This is a genomic window from Microbacterium sp. KRD172, from assembly GCF_017168295.1.
Lineage (GTDB): Bacteria > Actinomycetota > Actinomycetes > Actinomycetales > Microbacteriaceae > Microbacterium > Microbacterium profundi.
This window is the reverse complement of record NZ_JABFAS010000002.1, coordinates 1,764,262-1,785,630: the sequence shown is the minus strand read 5'-3', so window position 1 is coordinate 1,785,630 and position 21,369 is coordinate 1,764,262. Positions and strand designations below refer to the sequence as shown.

Sequence of the window (21,369 nt, the reverse complement as noted above, 5' to 3'; positions counted from 1 at the left end):
TCGCCTGCAGACGGTGCAGACCGGGTTCGTCACCAGTGGGCGAGATGCGCGCGGTTCGCGTCGTACGCGGTGACGTACGCCTCGGCGTCGCCGGACTCGACCAGGCGAAGGCGGATGCCGTCGCCGAGGTCGAGGGTCACTTCTTGGGTGCGAGCTGCTCGATGATCGCCTTGGCGACGTCCTGCATCGTCAGACGACGATCCATCGACGCCTTCTGGATCCAGCGGAACGCCTCGGGCTCGCTCAGGCCCATCTTCTCGTTGAGCAGGCCCTTGGCACGGTCGACGAGCTTACGGGTCTCGAAGCGCTCGACCATGTCGGCGACCTCGGCCTCGAGCGTGATGATCTGCTCGTGGCGGGCGAGTGCGATCTCGATCGCAGGAAGGAGGTCGTTGGGGGTGAAGGGCTTGACCACGTACGCCAGGGCGCCGGCCTCGCTCGCACGCTCGACGAGTTCCTTCTGGCTGAAGGCGGTGAGAAGCACGACGGGGGCGATATTGCCCTTGTGCAGCTTCTCGGCCGCGCTGATGCCGTCGAGCTGCGGCATCTTGACATCCATGATGACCAGATCCGGACGCAGCTCGGTGGCCAGAGCCACGGCGGTCTCTCCGTCACCTGCCTCACCGACGACGTCGAATCCGTTGTCGCGGAGGATCTCGACGATGTCGAGACGGATCAGCGATTCGTCTTCGGCGACGACGACGCGTCGCGGGGCGGATGCCGTGGGCTGCTCAGCCGGTTCTGCCTGTTCTTGCTCGGTCACGATTCCATTCTAGTGGAGAGGAGACCGAGACCTGTCCCAGGAACCCGCCGAACGCACCGGAGTGGTGTTCGTCCTGCGCTAAAGTCGTAGACGCACCACGCGCCGGCGTGGCGGAATGGTAGACGCGGAGCACTCAAAATGCTTTGTTCGAAAGGACGTGCGGGTTCGAGTCCCGCCGCCGGCACGATTGTGACGAAGGCATTCTTCACGTCCGCCTGCCGACACGGATGAAGGAGCCGCCCACATGGATCCTCGCTCGTCTTCGGTATGGCGGCGCTGGGATCTCCTGGCCGCGGTGGCACTGGTCGGCCTCGCATTCGTTCCCGGCGTGGAACGTCAGGGTGTCGACCTCGCTGAGCTTCCGGACAAGGCGATGGATGCGCTGGGCTGGACGCTTCTCGTCGCTCAAGGCGCTCCTGTGGCTTTCCTGCGTCGCCGGCCGGTCATCGCTCTGTCGGTGATCGGCGCCGCATTCAGCGCCTACCAGCTGCTCGGCTACCCGACCACGTTCGCGGCACTGGGTCTTCTGGTCGCGATCGTGGGTGCAGGGGCGCTCGTACGCCGCCGCAGGCGAACAGTCGCCGCCGCAGCGTCAGCCGGCTACATGCTCCTGTGCGTCGCCCTCGGATGGGTCGGTTCACCGACGCGGGTGCTCGATCACATCGTGTTCGGATTGCTACTGGCATCGCTCTGGGTGGTGGGAGCATGGCTCAGCAGCCGTGGGCACGCGCAGCAGCAGCGCAACGCAGAGGCCGAACTGGCCGCGGTCGCCGCCGAGCGCGGACGCATCGCGCGAGAACTGCATGATGTGATCACGCACCACGTGACGGCGATGGTCGTGCAGGCCGAAGCCGCCCAGTACAGCACAGACGACCGGGTGCGGACCGCGAACTCTCTCACGACGATCGGAGAGACGGGCAGGGCGGCTCTCACCGACCTGCGCGGTCTCCTCGGCGCGCTGGACGCAGCCACAGACGATGCCGGGAGGACGCCGGCCATAACCGCCGTCGAGGAGCTCGTGGAGCGAGCGAGAAGGAGATCGACGTGACGGTCACGACCCGGACTGCGACGGCGCCCGGAATCGGAGTCGGCGCCGGAAAGGGCCTCATCGGCCTGCGCGAGCGCGTAGCGCTCGTCGGCGGGTGGTTCGACGCCGGCCCCTCAGCCGACGGTTTCGTCGTACGTGCTCGGATCCCCGCATGAGCGTGGACTCCCGCCGGGCGGACGGCGGAGACAGAGCGCCGATCCGGGTCGTGGTGTGCGACGACCAGGATCTCGTGCGCTCCGGGTTCGTCACGATCCTCGATGCGCAGTCTGATCTGGAGGTTGTCGGCGAGGCGTCCGACGGCCAGACGGCGATCCGTCGCGTCGAGCAGGAGAAGCCCGATGTGGTGGTCATGGACATCCGGATGCCGCGCATGGACGGCATCGAGGCCACGCGCCGGATCGCCGGACCAGGCGTCGACGATCCGGCCAGAGTGCTGATCGTGACGACGTTCAACCTCGACGCGCTCGTCTTCGACGCACTCCGCGCCGGTGCCAGCGGCTTCCTGCTGAAGGACGCCAGACCGGCCGAACTCCTCGACACGGTCCGCACAGTGGCGTCCGGCGAGTCGCTGCTCTCCCCAGCCGTGACGCGCGCACTCATTGGCCGGTATGCCGAGCGGGTCCGACCGGTGCACAGTGGCGCACCGGCTGGGCATCGTCGGAGATCGTTGAGCCATCCCTCTGCAGAGCTAGCCGAAGTGCCCTCTCGCGCGTGATGCCCCGCCTGGGGCCGTCCGTAGCGTGTTTCTCGACCCCATACGACTATCGAGGAGCACGAACCCCATGACGAACACCCAGAGAGTCCAGAGCACACCGCAGACCGGCATCCTGTCCAGAACATGGGTGCGGGCCACAGCACTGGTGGTCGGCTTCGCGATCGTGATGATCGTGTCGAACTCGATCGCCTCAGCACTCGAGAACCCGCTCGCAGCACTGCTGGTCGGTCCCCTGCTTGCCGTACTGGTGCTGTGGCTGTACGGATTCGCCGTGCGCCGCATCGAACGCCGAACGGTCACTGAACTTGCGCCGAGAAGGGCGACGCGCCTGGTCCTGATCGGCCTGGCGGGCGGCATCGTGCTGTCGGCGGCCACCGTCGGCATCCTCGCGCTGTTCGGCGGCTACCGGATCACCGGCTGGGGCTCCGTCAGCGGTGCTCTCAGTGTCGTCGGAATGATGTGCGCGATCGCCGTCGCCGAGGAGGTGCTCTTCCGCGGCGTGATCTTCGGACTCGTCCAGCGGCGTTGGGGAACGTGGCTCGCCCTCGCCGTCTCTGCCGTTCTCTTCGGCCTCGTGCACCTCGTGAATCCCGGCGCCACCGTATGGGGAGCGATCGCCATCGCCGTCGAGGCCGGGCTGATGCTCGCTGCCGCGTACGTTGCCACAGGGTCACTGTGGCTGTCGATCGGCCTGCATCTCGGGTGGAACATCGCCACTGTCGCGATCTTCGGCACGGTGACATCCGGCAGCGAATCCAGGGGCGCCATCGTCACGGCGACCACCTCCGGGCCCGACTGGCTGACCGGCGGAGCGTTCGGGCCCGAGGCGAGCGTCATCGCTGTGATCGTATGCTCCGCAGCCACGGCGGTCCTGATCCGCATCGCCCGTCGCCGGGGACGCATCGTCTCTCGCGCCTGAAAGCCACCGCGGAGGACCCGAGAGGGGCGGAGCCGAAGCTCCGCCCCTCTCGGACGTGGTGGCACATCGGACGTGGTGGCACATCGGACGTGGTGGCACATCGGACGTGGTGTCAGACGCCGTCCTTGTAGATCGGCGCCGCGCCGTTGACGGCATCGCCGACCTTGTGCACGCGGATGTCGTTCGTTGAACCGATGATTCCGGGAGGGGAACCGGAGATCACGACGACCTTGTCCCCTTCTTTCGCCAGATTGTTCTTCAGCAGGTAGTCATCGACCTGCAGGAACATCAGGTCGGTGTGCTGCACGGCTTCGACCAGCGTGGAGCGGATGCCCCAGGTCAGCGCCATACGGCGGCGGATGCCGGGCTCCGGTGTGAACGCGATCATCGGGATGCGCGAGCGCAGACGCGACAGGCGACGAGCGGAGTCACCGGACTGCGTGAACACGCACAGGAACTTCGCGTCGACGAAATCGGCGACCTCGAGGGCGGCGAGGGTGATCGCACCACCCTGCGTGCGCGGCTTGGCCGTGAGCGGCGCGATGCGCTCCAGGCCGTGCTCCTCGGTGGACTCGACGATGCGGGCCATGGTCTCGACGACCACGATCGGGTACTCCCCCACGCTGGTCTCACCGGACAGCATGACCGCGTCGGCGCCGTCGAGAACGGCGTTCGCGACATCGGACGTCTCCGCACGGGTCGGCACGGGACTGGAGATCATCGACTCCAGCATCTGCGTGGCGACGATGACGGGCTTCGCCATGCGCCTGGCGATCTCGACCGCACGCTTCTGCACGATCGGCACTGCTTCCAGCGGAAGCTCGACGCCGAGGTCACCGCGGGCGACCATGATGCCGTCGAAGGCATCGACGATCTCCTCGAGAGCATCCACGGCCTGCGGCTTCTCGATCTTGGCGATGACGGGCACCCTGATGCCCTCTTCGGCCATGATCTCGTGCACACGCTCGACATCGGAGGCGTTGCGCACGAACGACAGCGCGATGAGGTCGGCGCCGATCTTCAGGCCCCAGCGGAGGTCTGCTTCGTCCTTCTCGCTCAGCGCGGGGACGTTCACGGCGACGCCGGGCAGGTTGATGCCCTTGTTGTTCGACACTGCGCCGGCGACGATCACGCGGGTGGTGACGACGGTGCCGTCGGTCTCGACGACCTCGACACGCACCTTGCCGTCGTCGATCAGCAGGAAGTCGCCGGGCTTGACGTCCTGCGGCAGTCCCTTGAAGGTGGTGCCGCAGATCTCGCGGTTGCCGATGATGTCTTCCGTGGTGATCTTGAAGATGTCGCCGGCTGCGAGCTCGTACGGACCGTCCTCGAACTTGCCGAGGCGGATCTTCGGGCCCTGAAGATCGACGAGGATGGCGACGGCCTTGCCGGCGTCGTCCGCAGCGCGGCGCACGTTGGCGTAGTTGGCGTCATGGACGGAATAGTCACCGTGGCTGAGGTTCAGTCGGGCGACGTCGACCCCCGCTTCGATGATTGCTCGAACGTTCTCGTAACTCGAGGTGGCCGGGCCCAGCGTGGCGACGATTTTCGCGCGTCTCAACAGATTCTCCAGGGTGAGAGTGGGGGAAACAGAACTGGCGACGATGCCTCCGCCAGCCTACGCGGGCTGGAGGCCGATCGCGACATCGGTGGGACGCACGGGTGAAGGCAGGACGGTCTCCCCCATCAGGAAGCGATCCACGCCTGCAGCTGCTGCGCGGCCCTCTGCGATCGCCCAGACGATGAGCGACTGCCCGCGCCCGGCATCGCCGGCGACGAAGACGCCGGGAACGGTGGTCTCGTACGAGTCGTCGCGCCGGAAGGCGCCGCGGTCGGTGGCCTGCGGACGCAGGTCATCCGTGAAGCCGTCCTGCTCAGGACCGGTGAAGCCCATCGCGATCAGCACGAGGTCGGCCGGGATCTCGCGCTCGGTGCCGCTCTTGGGAACCCGGCGGCCGTCGACGTACTCGGTCTCGGCCACGCGCAGAGCGCGCACCTCGCCGGCCTCGTTCGAGAGGAACTCGACGGTGGAGGCCAGGTAGTGGCGCTCTCCGCCCTCCTCGTGCGCGGAGGAGACCTCGAAGATCGTGGGCATCATCGGCCAGGGCTGGTGCTCCGGTCGATCCGCGCCCGGCTGCGTTCCGATCGCGAGGTTCGTCACGCTCAGTGCAACCTGCCGGTGCGCCGTGCCGATGCAGTCAGCCCCGGTGTCGCCGCCGCCGATGACGATGACGTGCTTGCCCTCAGCGGTGATCTGGTTGTGCACGACATCGCCGGCGACCGCATGGTTCGACTCGACGAGGTACTCCATGGCGAAGTGCACGCCGTCCAGGTCGCGACCGGGAATCGTCAGGTCGCGCGGCACCGTCGAGCCGGTGCAGATCACGACCGCGTCGTAGCGCGCCCTGAGATCGGCCCAGCTGATGTCCTTGCCGATCTCGACGCCGGCGCGGAAGCGGGTGCCCTCTTCCTGCATCTGACGCAGCCGCGACTCGAGGTGCGTCTTCTCCATCTTGAAGTCAGGGATGCCGTAGCGCAGCAGTCCGCCGATGCGGTCGTCGCGCTCGAAGACCGCGACGGTGTGCCCCGCGCGCGTCAGCTGCTGCGCGGCGGCGAGTCCGGCTGGACCGGATCCCACGACCGCGACGGTCTTGCCCGTGAGACGCTCCGGCGGCTCTGGTTCGACCCAGCCCTTGGCGAAGGCCTCGTCGATGATCGACACCTCGACCTGCTTGATCGTCACCGCCGGCTGGTTGATGCCGAGCACGCACGAGCTCTCACAGGGCGCCGGGCACAGTCGTCCGGTGAACTCGGGGAAGTTGTTCGTGGCGTGCAGACGCTCGATCGCCGAGCGGTCCTCGCCGCGCCAGGTGAGGTCGTTCCACTCCGGGATGAGGTTGCCCAGCGGGCAGCCCTGATGGCAGAATGGCACGCCGCAGTCCATGCAGCGTCCGGCCTGGCGGCGCAGCACGGCCTTGTCGCCCGGCTCATAGACCTCTTTCCAGTCCATGATGCGCACTGGTACGGGACGGCGAGCAGGAAGCTCGCGCTCCGTCACCTTCAAGAACCCCTTGGGATCAGCCACCGGTCACCTCCAGGATGCGGGTCCAGACGACGTCGCCATCCGGGTCGAGCCCGTCTGCCTCCGCCTCTTGACGCATGGTCTGCACTGCGGCGAAGTCGCGCGGCAGCACCTTCACGAATTCGGCCGCGACGGTGTCGAAATCTTCGAGCATGGTCGTCGCGAGCGGAGAGGCAGTGCGCTCCACGTGCTCGATGAGCAGGCTGCGCAGCACCTCGAGGTCCGCACGATCCAGTGCCTCCAAACGCAGTTCGCCGCTCTCGCGGGACTGCAGGTTGACCTTCTCGGTCGAGAGCGCGTGCACATATGCGATGCCGCCGGACATGCCTGCACCGAGGTTGCGGCCGGTCGATCCGAGGATCACCGCGAGACCGCCCGTCATGTACTCGAGCGCGTGGTCGCCGACTCCCTCGACGACGGCGGTCGCGCCGGAGTTGCGCACCAGGAATCGCTCGCCGACGACGCCGGAGATGAACATGGTGCCAGAGGTGGCGCCGTAGCCGATCACGTTGCCGGCGATGACGTTCTCATGCGGCGCGATGATCGAGCCGCGCGACGGCCGGATGGTGATGTCACCACCGGAGAGGCCCTTGCCGACGTAGTCGTTCGCATCTCCTTCGAGCCGCAGCACGATTCCGGACGGGAGGAAAGCACCGAGCGACTGGCCGGCGGTGCCGTGCAGCGTGACGTCGATCGTCTCCCGAGCAAGCCCTGCCTCGCCGAAACGTGCCGTCACCTCGTGTCCGAGCATCGTACCGACCGCACGCTCGGTGTTGCGGATGGGCAGCTCGACGATGGTCGGTGCCATGTCGTTGAGCGTCTTCTGCGCCATCTCGATCAGGGGCACGTCGAAGTGCTTGTCGAGCTCGTGCTCCTGCTCGCGGCCGCTGCGACGCGGCTCGGATGCCGGGAACACGGGGCCCTCGAGCACGGGCGAGAGGTCGAGACCATCCGTCTTCCAGTGCTCGATCGCGGCATTCGCCTCGATGAGGTCGGCGCGGCCGATGATCTCGTCCAGCGACCGGAAACCGAGCTCCGCGAGGATCTCCCGTACCTCTTCCGCGATGAACTCCATGAAGTTGACCACGAACTCCGGCTTGCCGGTGAACCGCTCGCGCAGCACGGGGTTCTGAGTCGCGACGCCGACCGGGCAGGTGTCCAGGTGGCAGACGCGCATCATGATGCAGCCGCTGACGACGAGCGGGGCCGTCGCGAAGCCGAACTCCTCGGCACCGAGGAGCGCGCCGATGATGACGTCGCGTCCGGTCTTGAGCTGGCCGTCGACCTGCACCACCACGCGGTCGCGCATGCCGTTGAGCATGAGGGTCTGCTGCGTCTCGGCGAGGCCGAGCTCCCACGGAGTTCCCGCATGCTTGAGCGAGTTCAACGGGCTCGCACCGGTGCCGCCGTCGTGTCCGGAGACCAGGATGACATCGCTGAGCGCCTTCGCGACGCCTGCGGAGACCGCGCCGATGCCGGACTGGCTGACGAGCTTCGTGTGGATGCGAGCGGACGGGTTCGCGCGCTTCAGGTCGAAGATGAGCTGCTTGAGATCTTCGATCGAGTAGATGTCGTGGTGCGGCGGCGGCGAGATCAGCCCGACACCGGCCGTCGCATGGCGGGTGCGCGCCACCCACGGGTACACCTTGGTCGGCGGCAGCTGGCCGCCCTCCCCCGGCTTGGCACCCTGGGCGAGCTTGATCTGGATGTCGTCCGACTCGGTCAGATAGAGACTCGTGACCCCGAAGCGGCCGGAGGCGACCTGCTTGATCGCGCTGCGGCGCTCGGGGTCGAGCAGACGGTCGACGTCTTCGCCGCCCTCGCCCGTGTTCGACTTCGCGCCGATGCTGTTCATCGCGAGCGCGAGTGTCTCGTGCGCCTCGCGGGAGATGGACCCGTAGCTCATGGCGCCGGTGGAGAATCGCTTGACGATCGCGCTCACCGGCTCGACCTCGTCGAGTGGCACTGCCGGGCGCGCGCCGGTGCGCAGATTGAAGAGCCCTCGGAGAGTCTTCAGCTCGGCCGCCTGATCGTCGACGAGCTTCGTGTACTCGCGGAAGATGTCGTAGCGACGGTTGCGTGTCGAGTGCTGCAGACGGAACACCGTCTCAGGGTTGAAGAGGTGCGGTGAGCCGTCGCGCCGCCACTGGTACTCGCCTCCGGTCCAGAGGCGCTCGTGCGCACGGGCTGCGGCATCCTCGGGGTAGGCGTAGTCGTGGCGCGCCTGGTTCTCGGCGAAGACATCCTCGATGTCGATGCCGCCGAGCTTGGTCTCGGTACCGGTGAAGTACGCGTCGATCAGCTTCTGGCTGAGTCCGACGGCCTCGAACACCTGCGCGCCCGCATACGACGACACGGTCGAGATGCCCATCTTTGACATGATCTTCAGCACGCCCTTGCCGAGCGCGTAGATCAGGTTCTTGACGGCCTTCTCCGGTGCGATGCCGGTGATGAAGCCGGTGCGCACGAGGTGTTCGACGCTCTCCATCGCGAGGTACGGGTTCACAGCCGAGGCGCCGTAGCCGATCAGTGTGGCGACGTGATGCACCTCGCGGACGTCGCCGGCCTCGACGATCAGACCGACCTTCATGCGGTTCTCGCGCCGGATCAGGTGGTGGTGGATCGCCGAGACCATGAGCAGCGAGGGGATCGGAACGAGATCCTTGTTGGAGTCCCGGTCGGAGAGGATGATGAACTCGGCGCCGTCGGCGATGGCCTCGTCGACCTCTGCGCACATCTCCTCGAGGCGCTCCTGCATCGTGTGCGCGCCGGCGTCGAAGTGATACAGGCCGCGGATCGTCACCGATGAGCGCCCCTCCAGCGCCTTGTCGATGTGACGGATCTTCGCGAGCTCGTCGTTGTCGATCACCGGGAAGTCGAGCGTCACGGTGCGCGTGTGCTCCGGACCCCAGCTGAGCAGGTTCCGCTCCGGTCCGAGGCCGGACTTCAGGCTCGTGACGACCTCTTCGCGGATCGAGTCCAGCGGCGGGTTGGTCACCTGCGCGAACTGCTGCGTGAAGTAGTCGAACAGCAGACGTGGGCGCTCGCTGAGCACGGCGATCGGGGTGTCGGATCCCATGGCGCCGAGCGGCTCGACGCCGTTCTGCCCCATCGGGGTGAGCAGGATGCGCACTTCCTCCTCGGTGTAGCCGAAGGTGCGCTGACGACGTGTGATGGATGCCGGCGGGTGCACGATGTGCTCGCGCTCGGGCAACTCTGCGAGGCGCACGGCCCCTGCGTCGAGCCATTCCTGCCACGGGTGCAGTGTCGCGAGGTCGTGCTTGATCTCGTCGTCCTCGACGATGCGGCCGGCAGAAGTGTCGACGAGGAACATCTTGCCCGGCTGCAGGCGGCCACGGCGCTTGATGCGCTCGGGTGCGAACTCCAGTACGCCGGTCTCGGACCCGATGACGACGAGACCGTCGGTGGTCTCGGTCCAGCGTCCGGGACGAAGACCGTTGCGGTCCAGCGTCGCGCCCACGAGCGTGCCGTCGGTGAAGATGAGGGCGGCCGGGCCGTCCCACGGCTCCATCTGGTTGGAGTGGTAGTCGTAGAACGCGCGAAGCTCCGGCGTGATGTCCGACTGCTTCTCGTACGCCTCGGGAACCATCATCATGATGGCGTGCGGCAGACTGCGGCCGGTCAGCGTGAGCAGTTCGAGAACTTCGTCGAAAGATGCCGAGTCGCTGGCGCCCGGCGTGCAGATCGGCAGCAGCGGGCGCACGTCGCCGAGCAACTCTGACTCGAGCTGCGACTGGCGGGCACGCATCCAGTTGCGGTTTCCGCCGACGGTGTTGATCTCGCCGTTGTGGGCGAGCATGCGCAGCGGCTGTGCGAGCGGCCACGACGGGAACGTGTTGGTCGAGTACCGCGAGTGCACGACCGCGAGCTCTGACGTGAAGCGCTCATCCTGAAGGTCGGGGTAGAACGGCTCGAGCTGCAAGGTGGTGACCATGCCCTTGTAGCCGAGCGTGCGGCTGGACAGCGAGACGAAGTATGAGCCGATCTCGTGACCAGCACGCTTGCGAAGCCGGTAGGCGACGCGGTCCAACGCGATGCCGGAGAGTGCTTCACGACCCGGGGCCGAGGCCACGAAGAGCTGCTCGAACGCGGGGCGTGCCTCGTCGGCGAGCTTGCCGAGGTTCTCGTTGGCTGTGGGGACGACGCGCCAGCCGAGGACGGTGAGTCCTTCTTCACGGGCGATCTTCTCGACGCCCGCCTTCTGCGTGCGGCGCTCAGCGGCCTGCAGCGGGAGGAATGCGAGCCCGGCGGCGTAATGGCCGGCATCGGGCAGTTCGAATGCGGTGACTTCACGCAGGAACTCGTCCGGCATCTGGGTGAGGATGCCCGCACCGTCTCCGGTGCCGGCGTCGGAGCCGATCGCGCCGCGGTGCTCCAGGTTTCGCAGGGCTTCGAGCGCCAGCTGGATGATGTCGTGTCCGGCTGTGCCCCGCAGGGTCGCGACCATGGCCAGGCCGCAGGCATCCTTCTCGAATGCCGGGTTGTACATGCCCTGCTTCGGGGGGTAGGCCCCGGAGGCGCCGTACGGAGGCTGGAAGTACATCGGTTACCGTCCTCAGGTAATCAAGTGACACCGGGGACGACGTCGGCCCGCTTGTTCAATGCAGTGGTTTCCTCATCAGACGAGGATGCTTATCGGGAGCTGCCCTCGCTCGCGGGAGCGGTGCTTGTGGCGGTGGCTCCGGCAGTGTCTTCGACCGGAGGCTCGCTCACGTCGACGAAGTCATCGATGCTGTCCTGTGATACTACATCAGCATCAGCATCCTTCCGCGTGCGCCCTGGCGCGTACGGTCCCGCCTCGCGACCCGTGTGCCTGCGCGTCTGCACGAACAGGATCACGATGCCGACGATCACGCCGATGATCGATGCCCACACGTTGCTCCGCAGGCCCAGGATGATCTCGCTCGGATCGATGCGGATCGACTCCCAGAGCACGCGGCCGGCGCTGTACCAGATCAGGTATACGGCGAAGAGCTTGCCCCACTGCAGCTGCAGACGACGACCGATCCAGAGCAGGAACAACACGCCGAGGCTGTTCCAGATGACCTCGTAGAGGAACGTCGGGTGGAACAGGGTTCCCTCCGCGAGCCCAGGGGGGAACGCGACGTTGTCGGATTCGATCTCCAGCCCCCAGGGCAGGTCGGTCGGCAGACCGAAGAGCTCCTGGTTGAACCAGTTGCCGAAACGGCCCATCGCCTGAGCCAGCAGCAGGCCGGGCGCCAGTGCGTCGGCGAAGCTCCAGAACCTGATGCCGGTCCATCTGCAGCCGAGATACGCGCCGACGGCGCCGCCGAGAAGCGCACCGAAGATCGCGATGCCGCCCTCCCAGATCGCCCAGACGGAGCCCGGTTCGAACGGGTTCCAGGTGTTCTTGCCCTCGCCGAAGTAGAAGTTCGGGTGCGTCAGCACGTGGAAGATGCGCGCGCCGATGATCGCCAGCGGGATCGCGAGGATCGCGATGTCGATGACGACCCACGGCTCTGCGCCGCGCTTGGTCAGACGGTGATTCGTCAGCAGCGTGGCCGCGATGATGCCCGCGATGATGCAGAGCGCGTAGAAGTGGATCCGCAGCGGTCCGAGATCGATGTAGCTGACCGGAGGGCTCGGGATGCTGGTGAGCACGCCGCTGATGGCGGTGTGAAGCGCGAGGGACATGAGTGCGATTCTAGTTCTCGTGTGAGGTGGCTGCCGACGGCGTGCCCGCGGCAAGGGACTTTGTGACAGCGGCGAGGGCGTCGAGGCCCCCGTCGCGGAGGGCACGCACCAGCGCGGTGCCGACGATGGCGCCGTCGGCGTACTCGGTGATGCCGGCGATCTGCTCGGCGGTGGATATGCCGATTCCGACGCACGCGCGCACCGCACCGCGTTCGCGCAGACGCGACACCAGGGTGCGCGCGGCGTTGTCGAGCTCGGTGCGCTCCCCCGTTATGCCCATGGTGGACACCGTGTAGACGAACCCGGACGACGATGCGACGACGAGGTCGAGGCGTTCATCGGTCGAGGTGGGAGCCGCGAGGAAGATCCGATCGAGACCGGTGCGCTTACTGGCTTCGATCCAGTCCTCGGCGGCATCAGGCGTGATGTCGGGTGTGATGAGACCCGCGCCGCCTGCGGCGAGCAGGTCGTCCGCATAGCGGTCGACGCCGTACTGCATCACGGGGTTCCAGTACGTCATGACGACGACGGGAACGTCGCTCGCCGCGGTGATCTCCCGCACGGCGGTGAACAGGTCGCGCATCTTGAAGCCGTTGGCCAACGCGGCCTGGGTGGCTTCCTGGATGACCAGGCCGTCCATCACCGGGTCGCTGTAGGGCGGGCCGAGCTCGATGACGTCGACGCCGTTCTCGGCGAGGGTGATCGCCGCCTGGATGCTGGTCTGCAGATCAGGGAATCCGACGGGCAGGTAGCCGATGAAAGCGCCCCGGCCCTCGTCGTGGGCCTTCTGGATCGCGGCTTCGACGCGGCTCATCGCGCGACCGCCGCATCCGCTGCGGCCTGCGTCACGGTGTCCTTGTCGGCGGCATCGCGTTCAGCCGCTTCGCGGTCGTAGAGATCGAAGTATCGTGCGGCTGTGTCCATGTCCTTGTCTCCGCGTCCGGAGAGGCACACCGCGAGGACGGCATCCGGACCCATGTCCCGGCCGATGCGCAACGCGCCGGCCAGCGCATGCGCCGACTCTATGGCGGGGATGATCCCCTCGGTGCGGCTCAGCAGGCGCAGTGCCTGCATCGCCTCGTCATCGGTGGCGGGGATGTACTGCGCCCGCCCGATGTCGGCGAGCCAGGAATGCTCAGGGCCGACGCCGGGATAGTCGAGTCCCGCCGAGATCGAATGCGACTCGATCGTCTGTCCGTCCTCGTCCTGGAGGACGTAGGTCTTGGCACCGTGCAGAACGCCCGGGCGGCCGCGCTCGATGGATGCGGCGTGCTGCTCGGTGTCCACTCCGTCGCCGGCGGCCTCGACGCCGTAGAGCTTCACGTCCGCATCGTCGAGGAACGCGTCGAACATGCCGATCGCGTTGGATCCTCCGCCGACGCACGCGATGACGGCGTCCGGGAGCCTGCCGGTCTCGTCGAGCAGCTGCTGACGGGCCTCTTCGCCGATGATCTTCTGGAAATCGCGCACCATGGCAGGGAAAGGGTGCGGGCCCGCGGCCGTTCCGAAGATGTAGTTGGTGGTCTCTACCGTCGCGACCCAGTCGCGGTAGGCGTCGTTGATCGCATCCTTCAGTGTGCGCGATCCAGTGGTGACCGGCACGACCTCGGCACCGAGCAGACGCATGCGGGCGACGTTGAGAGCCTGACGCTCGGTGTCGACCTCGCCCATGTATATGGTGCAGTCCAGACCGAACAGTGCTGCCGCCGTCGCGGTGGCGACGCCGTGCTGCCCCGCGCCGGTCTCTGCGATGACCCGCGTCTTGCCCAGACGCTTGGTGAGCAGCGCCTGCCCGAGCACGTTGTTGATCTTGTGGCTGCCGGTGTGGTTGAGGTCCTCGCGCTTGAGGAAGACCCGCGCTCCCCCGGCGTGCTCGGCGAATCGCTGCACCTCGGTGAGCGCGGACGGACGCCCGGCGTAGGAGCTGAGGAGCCCTGCCAGTTCGGCGCGGAACCCGGAGTCGGCGATCGCCTGTTCATAGGCGACCGTGAGCTCGTCGATCGCCGCGATCAGCGACTCCGGCATGTAACGTCCGCCGAACTCGCCGAAGAACGGTCCCGGCTGATCTCGCAGACTCACTTCGACTCCCTCCGGTCGCTCAGTGCATCGGATGCCTCGACGTCAAGGAAGCTCTTGAGCGTCGCGACCGGATCGCCGGTGACCAGCGCTTCGCCGATCAGCACGGCGTCGGCACCCGCCGAGCGGTAGTGCGCGACATCGGCAGGACTCAGCACTGCGGATTCGGCGATCTTCACGGCATCCGCGGGAATGCGATCGACGAGCCGACTGAACAGATCGCGATCGAGCTCGAGGGTCTTCAGATTGCGGGCGTTCACTCCGATCAGCGGTGCACCGAGATCGATCGCGGCGTCAAGCTCGTCCGCGGAGTGGGTCTCGACGAGCGGCGTCATGCCGAGCTCATTGATGAGGGCGAACAGCTCCTGCAGCACCTTCGTCTCGAGGCCGGCGACGATGAGCAGCGCGAGGTCGGCTCCTGCTGCGCGTGCCTCCAGCACCTGGTACGGCGTCGCGATGAAGTCTTTGCGCAGCACGGGAAGCGACACCCGCGCGGTGACGGCCTCGAGATCGGCGAGGCTGCCGCCGAACCGACGTTGCTCGGTGAGGACACTGATCGCCGATGCCCCGCCCGTCTCGTAGAGACCTGCCTGGTGCGCCGGATCCGGGATGTCGGCGAGTGCGCCGCGGGAAGGGCTCGCACGTTTGACCTCGGCGATGATCTTGACCCGTTCCGCGGGTGCGAGAGCGACGAGCGCATCCTTGGCGGCAGGACGCGCGAGAGCGACCCGCTCCACCTCGACCAGCGGGCGCGTCAGCGCCCTGCGTTCGGCGTCTTCGACTGCGCCGGCCGTCAGGTCGGCGAGAACCACTAGTGCCCCTTCGGCGAGTATTTGGGGCCCTTCACGCCGTAACCCGCCTTGGCCAGGATCCATCCGAGAAGCAGACCGACGACGATGATGCCGACACCCACCCAGACGATGGGGGTCCAGATCGGGCTGAACGCCGCCAGGCAGAAGGCCACGGTGCCCAGCGTGAAGCCGAACAGCATGACGATCACAGCGGTCCACGCCGCCGGTGAGTGTCCGTGGCCGGGGTCAGCGATCGGGTTGGTCATGGTCTCCTCCGAAGCGGTCGTTGATATGCGCGATCAGTCTATCGGGGTCATCGTGTCGGATCGGTCCCCCGCGACAGGTCATCCCAGGAATCGATCGCGTCCACTGGGCCTTCAGCCTCGCTGTGAGCTGCCGCGTCGGTGCGGAATCGTCTGCCGCCGCTCTTCCATCGATTCGCCGTAAGGAGCGTGAACACGGACCCCGCGGTCAGCAGCACCCACCCGACCAGCGCCAGCACCGGCCAGAACGTCGGGGTGATGGAGGCGACCACATCCGACACCGCAGTGCCGCCGGCGAGCCCCGTGGTCTCGGTCACGATTGCCTCGACTGCCGAGACGGGTGCGGTGAACACGATTTCCGCCGTCCACCAGGTCAACAGCGCTCCCGCCAGCAGTGCCAGCGTCCCGAACACGTAGCGGAGTGCCCTTCCGACGAGGGTCAGAGCGGTCCCGAGCGCGAGGACGGTGAGACTCAGCGGAGCGAGCAGCGCCAGAGCATCCGCACCAGGTACGAGGATCGACTCTCCCGCATCCGCGCGGTCGACGCTCAACCACGTCTGTGTGGACGAGATGATGCCGATTGCGCCCGCGAGCAGGATCGCGACGACGGCTGTGCTGCGCCCGCGGCGGAGGAGTCTCATTCGGCACCTGCCCCTGGCGCGGCCAGCCCGTCGACGGCCTCGAGATCGGCCGCGTCGAAGCAGGTGCGGGTGCCGGTGTGGCAGGCAGGGCCGGTCTGATCGACCAGCAGCAGGATCGCGTCACCGTCGCAGTCCAGCCGCGCCTCGTGGATGCGCTGGATGTTGCCGGAGGTGTCGCCTTTGCGCCAGTACTCCTGGCGTGAGCGCGACCAGTAGGTTGCGCGGCCGGTCGTGAGTGTGCGGCGCAGCGCCTCGGCATCCAGCCACGCGAGCATCAGCACCTCGCGCGTGTCCCACTGCTGCACGATCGCGGGCGCGAGTCCGTCGGAGTTCCAGGCGACCTGCGCGATCCGCTCTTCCAAATCAGTCATCGCACCAGGATTCCTTCCGCACTCATCGCATCCTTGACCTCGCCCACGGTCAGCGCACCGGAGTGGAAGACGCTCGCGGCGAGCACGGCATCGGCTCCGGCCTTTATCGCCGGCGCGAAATCAGTCACGGCCCCGGCGCCGCCGGAGGCGATCACCGGCACCGAGGAGACGTCGCGCATCAGACGGACGAGTTCCAGATCGAAACCGTCGTGCGTGCCGTCGGCGTCGATCGAGTTGACCAGCAGCTCGCCGGCGCCGCGTTCAATGGCCTCTCGTGCCCACTCCAGGGCATCCAACGACGTCTGCGTGCGCCCGCCGTGGGTGGTGACCACGAAACCGGATGCCGTCGTCGCGGCGCGTTTGACATCGAGCGAGAGCACCAGCACCTGGGCGCCGAATCGGTCGGCGATCTCGCCGATGAGCTCGGGCCTGGCGATGGCTGCGGAGTTGACGCCCACCTTGTCTGCGCCGACGCCCTGCAGGCGTGCGACGTCCTCGACGCTGCGCACTCCTCCGCCGACCGTCAGCGGCACGAACACGTGCTCGGCTGTGCGCTGCACGACCTCATAAGTGGTTGCGCGGGCATCGACCGTGGCAGTGACGTCGAGGAAAGTGATCTCGTCGGCACCCTGGGCGGCGTAGTGCGCGGCCAGTTCGACAGGGTCGCCCATGTCACGGAGGTTCTCGAAATTGACACCCTTGACGACACGCCCTGCGGCGACGTCGAGGCACGGGATGACGCGACTGGTGAGAGTCATCTGAGTCCCCCGATCACAATCTCGCGGCGTGGATCGCGGTCACCAGCAGCGCGCGTGCACCGATCGCGTAGAGGTCGTCCATCACCTGGTTTATACCAGTGCGGGGCAGCATGACGCGGACGGCGACCCACTTCGGATCCTGAAGCGGCGAGATGGTCGGCGATTCGCGACCGGATGCGATGGCCGTGGCCTTCTCGATCAACTCGCCGGGGAGGTCGTAGTCGAGCAGCACGTACTGGCGTGCCACGATGACGCCGCGGAGGCGGCGCAGAAGCCGTTCGGTGCCGTCCGCGTCACCTGGACGGCTGATCAGCACGGCCTCGGACTCGATGATGACGGGTCCGAAGATCTCGAGGCCGGCCTGACGAAGGGTGGTGCCGGTCTCGACGACGTCGGCGATGGCATCGGCGACGCCGAGCTGCACGGCGGATTCCACTGCGCCGTCGAGCGGCACGAGCGTCGCCTCGACGCCGTGCTCACGCAGGAACGCGTCGACGAGGCCAGGGTACGAGGATGCGACCCGCACCCCGGCGAGATCCTCGATCGTGCTGTAACGGCCGGCGGGCGCCGCGAAACGGAAGGTCGAGCGGGCGAAGCCGAGGGCCTGCACCTCGCGCGCCTGCTCCGGGGCGTCGCGCAGCAGATCGCGGCCGGTGATCCCGACGTCGAGAGCGCCGGAGGCGACGTAGATCGCGATGTCGCGCGGACGGAGGAAGAAGAACTCGACGTCGTTGCCGGCGTCGATCACGTGCAGGGTCTTGGAGTCTCGGCGTCCGGCGTAGCCGGCTTCGGCGAGCATCTCGGCGGCGGTCTCGGCGAGCGAGCCCTTGTTCGGAACAGCAATGCGCAGCATGGGGAGCTTTCAGATCAGAGGAAGGGGACGGTGCGCATCAGAGATGTCGGTACACGTCCTCGAGGCTGAGCCCCTTCGCGATCATCATCACCTGCACGTGGTACAGCAGCTGGGAGATCTCCTCCGCAGCCTCGGCGTCGGATTCGTATTCGGAGGCCATCCACACCTCTGCGGCCTCTTCCACGATCTTCTTCCCGATCGTGTGCACGCCGCCGTCGAGTTCAGCGACAGTGCCGGAGCCTGCAGGGCGGGTCTCGGCCTTGGCACTGAGCTCAGCGAACAGCTCGTCGAAAGTCTTCACGATCCAAGGTTAGCGGCTCGCGCGCGCTCTCGAAGCCCGGCGATGGCCGCTTCGATGTCGGTCGCACCGTACACGGCGGATCCGGCGACGAAGGTGTCAGCACCGGCCGCGGCGGCCTGGGCGATCGTGTCGTCGGCGATGCCGCCGTCGACCTGGAACCACACGTCGGATCCGCGACGTCGTGCCTCATCCGCGAGCGCGCGCAGCTTCGGCATCGTCTCGGCCATGAAGCCCTGTCCGCCGAAACCCGGTTCGACGGTCATCACGAGGATCTGATCGAACTCGTCGAAGAGTTCGTAGAGGCTCTCCCCATCGGTGCCGGGCTTGAGCGCGATCCCGGCGCGGGCACCGATCGAACGCAGCCTGCGGGCGAGGGCGACCGGGTCGGTTGCGGCCTCGAGATGGAACGTGACGCTCGCGGCGCCGAGCTCGGCGTACTCGGGCGCCCAGCGATCCGGGTCGGTGATCATCAGATGCACGTCGAGCGGGATCGGGCTCGTCGCCTGGATGCGTTCGACCATCTGGGTCCCGAAGGTGAGATTCGGCACGAAGTGGTTGTCCATCACATCGGCGTGCGCGTAGTCGGCTGCCGCGATGCGGGCGAGATCCGCCTGCATGTTGACGAAATCGGCTGCGAGGATGCTGGGGTTGATGCGGGGAGCTGCAGGAAGACTCATCTGATCATTCTCCCGGATGCATCGCTGCGCTGGAGCAGCGCGAGGAACATCGCATCGGTGCCGTGTCGATGCGGCCACAGCTGTACGCGGCCGCTTCCGTCGGATGCGAGGTCGAGCGGGCTCTGCACCACGCCGGAGAGCACGCCGGCGGCATCCAGTTCGATGACGTCCTCACGCGTGCGCAGCACCTCGCTCACCACGCCGGAGGTCTCTGCGAGATGCGGTGAGCACGTGACGTAGGCGACGATGCCGCCCGGTGCGAGGGCGTCGAGGGCTCCGGCGAGCAGCTGCTCCTGCAGCGGGACGAGTTCGGCGACGTCGGCGGGGCTCTTGCGCCAGCGCGCCTCCGGTCGTCTGCGCAGCGCGCCGAGGCCGGTGCACGGCGCGTCGACGAGGATGCGGTCGTAGTGTCCGCGGCTCGCGGCGGTGAGGCCTCGTCCGTCCTCCTCGTGGACGGTGACCTCACCCGGTACGGCCTTCAGGGCGTTGCGCACCAGCCGTGCACGTGTCGGCACGACCTCGTTCGCCTCAAGAGTCACGTCGTGCTGCCGGGCGATCGCGGCGAGAAGCGCCGTCTTGCCGCCGGGACCGGCGCAGAGATCGAGCCACTGCTCCCCCGCCCTGATCGGTGCGGCGCCGGCGAGTGCGAGTGCGACCAGTTGCGAGCCCTCGTCCTGCACGCGCACCGTGCCGCCGGATGCGGCGATGATCGTGTGCGGGTCTCCACCGGGAGATCCGAACGCGGTGGGCGCATAAGGCCTGGCGGGGGTGCCGCGCTCGGCCAGCCCGGGTAGCGCGACCAGGGTGACCTCCGGCGAGACGTTGTCGGCCTCGAGCAGCGCCTCGAGCTCTTCTTCGCGGCTCTCGGCGGCGAGGGCGCGGCGCAGCGCGCGGATGATCCAGACCGGATGCGCCGTGCGCAGACCGAGACGTTCATCGTCAGAGCGTGCTTCGCTCTCGATGCGCTCCTGCCATTGACCGGGTGTGTCGCGTGAGATGCGACGGAGCACGGCGTTCGCGAAGCCGGAGGCGCCTCTGCCCGATTCGGCCGTCACGAGATTCACGGATTCGTTGACGGCTGCATGCGATGCGACCCGGGTCGCGAGCAGCTGATGCGTCGCGAGTCGCAGCGCGTCGAGGACGGCCTCGTCGATGTCATCGATCGAGCGGCCGGCCGCCGCGGCGATGATGGCGTCATAGGTGCCGCGCCGGCGGAGGGTGCCGTAGGTCAGCTCGGTGGCGAGGGCGGCGTCCTGAGGGCTCAGCGCGGCGTCCGCGATGGCGGACGGCAGCAGCAGGTTCGCGTACGCATCGGATCCGCTGACAGCGCGCAGCACGTCGTACGCGACACGGCGTGCCGGCTGCACGGTGCGGGAACTCCTCGGTGACCGCTGGGGCTCGGAGGACTGGCGCCGCGAGACACCTCGATCCTTCGCGCCCGGCAGCCGGCTCTCTCGCCTCTTCGCAGCGCTCATGCGCCGGCCCGGATCGTGTCGTCGCCTGTCGGGACAGAGCCGGCCCGTGCCGGGGCACGGAAGCCGCGCCACCAGTCCGTCGCGTTCATCGGCGCCTTCCCGGCCGGCTGCACGCGCCGGACCTCCAACGGTGTGGTCGCAGTGCCGATGAGCAGCGCCTGCTTGGTCGCGGCGATCTCGCCGGGTGACAGCGGTTCGGCGTCGTCGGCGGGGTGGGCCTCGATCAGTTTGAGACGCACGCCGGCGACGGTCGTGTGCGCACCGGGCTCCGGCGTGACACCGCGGAACCGTGCGTAGACGGCCTCCACGGGCTGCACCCAATCCAGCAGGCCGTCCTCGAGCGTGAGTTTCGGCGCCGACGAGGCTTCGCCCTCCTGCGGCAGGGGGACGGCGGTCCCGTCGGCGATGCCGGCCACGACCTCGGCCGTGAGGCCGGCACCGTCGTCAGCGAGCACCTCGAGCGCGATGTCGGCGTTGGCGTCGGACTGCAGCGGCACAGGTCGCGAGGCGAACAGGTCACCGGCATCCAGCGCGGGAACGAGCCGGAACACGCTCACGCCCAACTCCGGGTCCCCGGCGATGAGCGCACGCTGAACGGGCGCCGCACCGCGCCAGGCGGGCAGCAGCGAGAAGTGCAGGTTGATCCAGCCGTGCTCCGGAGTCGACAGCAGCGGCTCGCGGACGAGTCCGCCGTATGCCACGATCACGCCGAGCTCGGGTCGAAGTGCCGCGATGCGGCCGGTCGCCTCGTCATCCAGACGTGCGGCCTTGATGACCGGCAGCCCCAGCTGCTCCGCAGCCTGCGCGACGGGCGACGGCGTCAGCACCCGCTTGCGCCCGAGCGGCGCATCGGGGCGCGTCACGACGGCCAGGATCTCGTGCTCAAGCGCGAGCGTGCGCAGAGTGGGAATGGCGGCGGCAGGAGTGCCGGCGAAGACGAGTCTCATCAAGGTTCTCCGG

At 67.6% G+C, this 21,369-nt stretch carries 21 protein-coding genes and 1 tRNA gene; 5 read left to right on the top strand and 17 right to left on the bottom strand.

Annotated elements, in window-relative coordinates; translation table 11 throughout:
- Positions 1 to 136 precede the first annotated feature (136 nt).
- A complete protein-coding gene (locus J1M43_RS08985) occupies positions 137 to 763 on the bottom strand; it encodes an ANTAR domain-containing response regulator (protein ID WP_033107049.1) in 627 nt (208 codons plus the stop codon).
- A 101-nt stretch (positions 764 to 864) separates the two neighbouring features.
- Between J1M43_RS08985 and J1M43_RS08980 the strand changes: the two genes are divergently transcribed.
- From J1M43_RS08980 to J1M43_RS08960, 5 genes are all read left to right on the top strand, one after another.
- A tRNA-Leu gene (locus J1M43_RS08980) sits at positions 865 to 947 on the top strand.
- 60 nt (positions 948 to 1,007) lie between these two features.
- On the top strand, positions 1,008 to 1,811 hold the full coding sequence (locus tag J1M43_RS08975; protein WP_206476503.1) for a histidine kinase: 804 nt from the start codon (positions 1,008 to 1,010) through the stop codon (positions 1,809 to 1,811).
- Positions 1,808 to 1,966: a hypothetical protein gene (locus J1M43_RS08970; RefSeq protein WP_160175065.1), complete on the top strand. Its 159-nt coding sequence runs from the start codon at positions 1,808 to 1,810 to the stop codon at positions 1,964 to 1,966. The genes J1M43_RS08975 and J1M43_RS08970 overlap by 4 nt, the downstream gene beginning before the upstream one ends.
- Positions 1,963 to 2,526: a response regulator transcription factor gene (locus tag J1M43_RS08965; RefSeq protein ID WP_206476502.1), complete on the top strand. Its 564-nt coding sequence runs from the start codon at positions 1,963 to 1,965 to the stop codon at positions 2,524 to 2,526. Before J1M43_RS08970 ends, J1M43_RS08965 begins: the two co-directional genes overlap by 4 nt.
- A 67-nt stretch (positions 2,527 to 2,593) precedes the next feature.
- Positions 2,594 to 3,445 (top strand): CPBP family intramembrane glutamic endopeptidase, encoded by an 852-nt coding sequence (locus J1M43_RS08960; protein WP_200881024.1) that lies wholly within the window; start codon positions 2,594 to 2,596, stop codon positions 3,443 to 3,445.
- A 112-nt stretch (positions 3,446 to 3,557) separates the two neighbouring features.
- Here the strand turns inward: J1M43_RS08960 and pyk are convergent, their stop codons facing one another.
- From pyk to fmt, 16 genes are all read right to left on the bottom strand, one after another.
- A complete protein-coding gene (gene pyk, locus J1M43_RS08955; RefSeq protein ID WP_033107050.1) occupies positions 3,558 to 5,006 on the bottom strand; it encodes a pyruvate kinase in 1,449 nt (482 codons plus the stop codon).
- A 57-nt stretch (positions 5,007 to 5,063) separates the two neighbouring features.
- Positions 5,064 to 6,530 carry a glutamate synthase subunit beta gene (locus J1M43_RS08950; protein ID WP_206476501.1) on the bottom strand — a complete coding sequence of 489 codons (1,467 nt, stop codon included), beginning with the start codon at positions 6,528 to 6,530 and terminating at the stop codon, positions 5,064 to 5,066.
- Positions 6,523 to 11,091: a glutamate synthase large subunit gene (gltB, locus tag J1M43_RS08945; RefSeq protein WP_234000223.1), complete on the bottom strand. Its 4,569-nt coding sequence runs from the start codon at positions 11,089 to 11,091 to the stop codon at positions 6,523 to 6,525. The genes J1M43_RS08950 and gltB overlap by 8 nt, the downstream gene beginning before the upstream one ends.
- An 89-nt stretch (positions 11,092 to 11,180) precedes the next feature.
- Positions 11,181 to 12,203, bottom strand: a complete 1,023-nt coding sequence (gene lgt, locus J1M43_RS08940) for a prolipoprotein diacylglyceryl transferase (protein ID WP_033107053.1) — start codon at positions 12,201 to 12,203, stop codon at positions 11,181 to 11,183.
- A 10-nt stretch (positions 12,204 to 12,213) separates the two neighbouring features.
- The gene (gene trpA, locus J1M43_RS08935; RefSeq protein ID WP_206476500.1) at positions 12,214 to 13,017 is read right to left on the bottom strand and encodes a tryptophan synthase subunit alpha; all 804 of its coding nucleotides are present in this window, start codon (positions 13,015 to 13,017) and stop codon (positions 12,214 to 12,216) included.
- Complete coding sequence (gene trpB, locus J1M43_RS08930; protein WP_206476499.1) at positions 13,014 to 14,282, bottom strand: tryptophan synthase subunit beta; 1,269 nt, start codon at positions 14,280 to 14,282, stop codon at positions 13,014 to 13,016. The genes trpA and trpB overlap by 4 nt, the downstream gene beginning before the upstream one ends.
- Entirely contained in the window at positions 14,279 to 15,091 is an 813-nt protein-coding gene (trpC, locus tag J1M43_RS08925) for an indole-3-glycerol phosphate synthase TrpC (protein WP_033107055.1), read from the bottom strand. The genes trpB and trpC overlap by 4 nt, the downstream gene beginning before the upstream one ends.
- Entirely contained in the window at positions 15,091 to 15,336 is a 246-nt protein-coding gene (locus J1M43_RS08920; protein WP_033107056.1) for an HGxxPAAW family protein, read from the bottom strand. The genes trpC and J1M43_RS08920 overlap by 1 nt, the downstream gene beginning before the upstream one ends.
- Before the next feature lie 47 nt (positions 15,337 to 15,383).
- Positions 15,384 to 15,974, bottom strand: coding sequence for a Trp biosynthesis-associated membrane protein (locus J1M43_RS08915; protein WP_206476498.1), 591 nt, complete (start codon positions 15,972 to 15,974; stop codon positions 15,384 to 15,386).
- Positions 15,971 to 16,345 carry a phosphoribosyl-AMP cyclohydrolase gene (gene hisI / locus J1M43_RS08910; RefSeq protein WP_033107058.1) on the bottom strand — a complete coding sequence of 125 codons (375 nt, stop codon included), beginning with the start codon at positions 16,343 to 16,345 and terminating at the stop codon, positions 15,971 to 15,973. The genes J1M43_RS08915 and hisI overlap by 4 nt, the downstream gene beginning before the upstream one ends.
- Positions 16,342 to 17,103 carry an imidazole glycerol phosphate synthase subunit HisF gene (gene hisF, locus J1M43_RS08905; protein WP_033107059.1) on the bottom strand — a complete coding sequence of 254 codons (762 nt, stop codon included), beginning with the start codon at positions 17,101 to 17,103 and terminating at the stop codon, positions 16,342 to 16,344. Before hisF ends, hisI begins: the two co-directional genes overlap by 4 nt.
- A gap of 13 nt (positions 17,104 to 17,116) precedes the next feature.
- On the bottom strand, positions 17,117 to 17,956 hold the full coding sequence (gene hisG / locus J1M43_RS08900; protein ID WP_033107060.1) for an ATP phosphoribosyltransferase: 840 nt from the start codon (positions 17,954 to 17,956) through the stop codon (positions 17,117 to 17,119).
- A 37-nt stretch (positions 17,957 to 17,993) separates the two neighbouring features.
- Positions 17,994 to 18,257: a phosphoribosyl-ATP diphosphatase gene (locus J1M43_RS08895; RefSeq protein WP_033107061.1), complete on the bottom strand. Its 264-nt coding sequence runs from the start codon at positions 18,255 to 18,257 to the stop codon at positions 17,994 to 17,996.
- Positions 18,254 to 18,934 carry a ribulose-phosphate 3-epimerase gene (gene rpe / locus J1M43_RS08890; RefSeq protein ID WP_206476497.1) on the bottom strand — a complete coding sequence of 227 codons (681 nt, stop codon included), beginning with the start codon at positions 18,932 to 18,934 and terminating at the stop codon, positions 18,254 to 18,256. The genes J1M43_RS08895 and rpe overlap by 4 nt, the downstream gene beginning before the upstream one ends.
- Entirely contained in the window at positions 18,931 to 20,409 is a 1,479-nt protein-coding gene (locus tag J1M43_RS08885) for a transcription antitermination factor NusB (RefSeq protein ID WP_084595858.1), read from the bottom strand. Before J1M43_RS08885 ends, rpe begins: the two co-directional genes overlap by 4 nt.
- Positions 20,406 to 21,356, bottom strand: a complete 951-nt coding sequence (fmt, locus tag J1M43_RS08880; RefSeq protein WP_033107064.1) for a methionyl-tRNA formyltransferase — start codon at positions 21,354 to 21,356, stop codon at positions 20,406 to 20,408. The genes J1M43_RS08885 and fmt overlap by 4 nt, the downstream gene beginning before the upstream one ends.
- Positions 21,357 to 21,369 lie beyond the last annotated feature (13 nt).

What these genes read in the sequence shown, in the direction of transcription:
- J1M43_RS08975 (WP_206476503.1), top strand. Translation starts at nt 1,008, where the DNA reads ATGGATCCTCGCTCGTCTTCGGTATGGCGGCGCTGGGATCTCCTGGCC.
- J1M43_RS08965 (WP_206476502.1), top strand. Translation starts at nt 1,963, where the DNA reads ATGAGCGTGGACTCCCGCCGGGCGGACGGCGGAGACAGAGCGCCGATC.
- J1M43_RS08960 (WP_200881024.1), top strand. Translation starts at nt 2,594, where the DNA reads ATGACGAACACCCAGAGAGTCCAGAGCACACCGCAGACCGGCATCCTG.
- gltB (WP_234000223.1), bottom strand. Translation starts at nt 11,091, where the DNA reads ATGTACTTCCAGCCTCCGTACGGCGCCTCCGGGGCCTACCCCCCGAAG.
- lgt (WP_033107053.1), bottom strand. Translation starts at nt 12,203, where the DNA reads ATGTCCCTCGCGCTTCACACCGCCATCAGCGGCGTGCTCACCAGCATC.
- trpA (WP_206476500.1), bottom strand. Translation starts at nt 13,017, where the DNA reads ATGAGCCGCGTCGAAGCCGCGATCCAGAAGGCCCACGACGAGGGCCGG.
- J1M43_RS08920 (WP_033107056.1), bottom strand. Translation starts at nt 15,336, where the DNA reads ATGACCAACCCGATCGCTGACCCCGGCCACGGACACTCACCGGCGGCG.
- J1M43_RS08915 (WP_206476498.1), bottom strand. Translation starts at nt 15,974, where the DNA reads ATGAGACTCCTCCGCCGCGGGCGCAGCACAGCCGTCGTCGCGATCCTG.
- hisI (WP_033107058.1), bottom strand. Translation starts at nt 16,345, where the DNA reads ATGACTGATTTGGAAGAGCGGATCGCGCAGGTCGCCTGGAACTCCGAC.
- hisF (WP_033107059.1), bottom strand. Translation starts at nt 17,103, where the DNA reads ATGACTCTCACCAGTCGCGTCATCCCGTGCCTCGACGTCGCCGCAGGG.
- hisG (WP_033107060.1), bottom strand. Translation starts at nt 17,956, where the DNA reads ATGCTGCGCATTGCTGTTCCGAACAAGGGCTCGCTCGCCGAGACCGCC.
- rpe (WP_206476497.1), bottom strand. Translation starts at nt 18,934, where the DNA reads ATGAGTCTTCCTGCAGCTCCCCGCATCAACCCCAGCATCCTCGCAGCC.
- J1M43_RS08885 (WP_084595858.1), bottom strand. Translation starts at nt 20,409, where the DNA reads ATGAGCGCTGCGAAGAGGCGAGAGAGCCGGCTGCCGGGCGCGAAGGAT.
- fmt (WP_033107064.1), bottom strand. Translation starts at nt 21,356, where the DNA reads ATGAGACTCGTCTTCGCCGGCACTCCTGCCGCCGCCATTCCCACTCTG.